At 31.9% G+C, this 899-nt stretch carries 1 protein-coding gene; it reads right to left on the bottom strand.

The features are described 5' to 3' along the window. Nucleotides 1-103 precede the first annotated feature (103 nt). Nucleotides 104-727 (bottom strand): hypothetical protein, encoded by a 624-nt coding sequence (locus K8Z87_RS13805; protein ID WP_227478163.1) that lies wholly within the window; start codon nucleotides 725-727, stop codon nucleotides 104-106. Nucleotides 728-899: the final 172 nt, after the last annotated feature.

Below are 899 nucleotides of genomic sequence, written 5' to 3' on the forward strand. Positions count from 1 at the left end.
TTTTGCAATAGCAAAAAGTGGATTGCCTTATGATGAAAATTTTGTTTCAAAATTAGCTCAATAATGCTTGTTTTTTAACTCAGTTCTTTGTTGTAAGTAGTTTTTATTCAAACCATTCTATTTTCAGACCAGTTTTACTTTTAATTTCTTTCAAACTTTTCTCTGTCTCAAAGCCTATAACTGCATTTTGTCCTCCAGTGTCAAAATATGTATATCTTCCTTTAGATTTTACTTTTTCAGTTAGTTCAACGACTTTTGAAAATAAATCAGTATCAACCCAATCATCGTCAACTTCCAAATTCCATTTATATTCTTTTCCGCTAAATGTGAATGAAACCCAAGCCTTTCCTTCTTCGATGTCAACATAATCTTTTACGTTTTCAAATTTTAATTCTCCTCTTGTAATTCGTTCAAGATTTTCAAAAATTTCAATATAAGAACCGTGGTCTTCAATCGCTTCAGTGTCAAAATCCCAGCATTTATTAGTTAGAGGTGTCCAAGGTTCTCTCTCAATTGTCTGTCCGAGTGTCATATACATTAGAGTAAATGGTTCATCAAGGAATTCTTGTTTTTCCCAACGTTCAATATCAGATTTATTAGTTCCATTATTCAAATCAAAGCCTAATTCTCTAAAGATTTCTAATTGTTGTTCAAAAGTAGGATTCTTTGGAATCGAATTATTAAATCCAAATAGCGATAAAATTCCCATAAATATCAATTTTTTCATTTCGTTCGTTAAATTACTTACAACGGTCTCGGCTAAGCGTAGTGCGGAAGCAAGGAAACGTTACGTTTCCGACTGCGCACGGAGCTAAAGCTTTTTGTTTAGTTTTTAATTTTTCATGTCCAAAGCTAAATCCAAAAGATTTAGCGACACAATAAATATACGCAGACATTTC

The organism is Winogradskyella immobilis, assembly GCF_021887715.1.
GTDB classification, from domain to species: domain Bacteria; phylum Bacteroidota; class Bacteroidia; order Flavobacteriales; family Flavobacteriaceae; genus Winogradskyella; species Winogradskyella immobilis.

Excerpts from the sequence above, each read along its gene's own strand:
- K8Z87_RS13805 (WP_227478163.1), bottom strand. The coding sequence starts at position 727 with ATGAAAAAATTGATATTTATGGGAATTTTATCGCTATTTGGATTTAAT.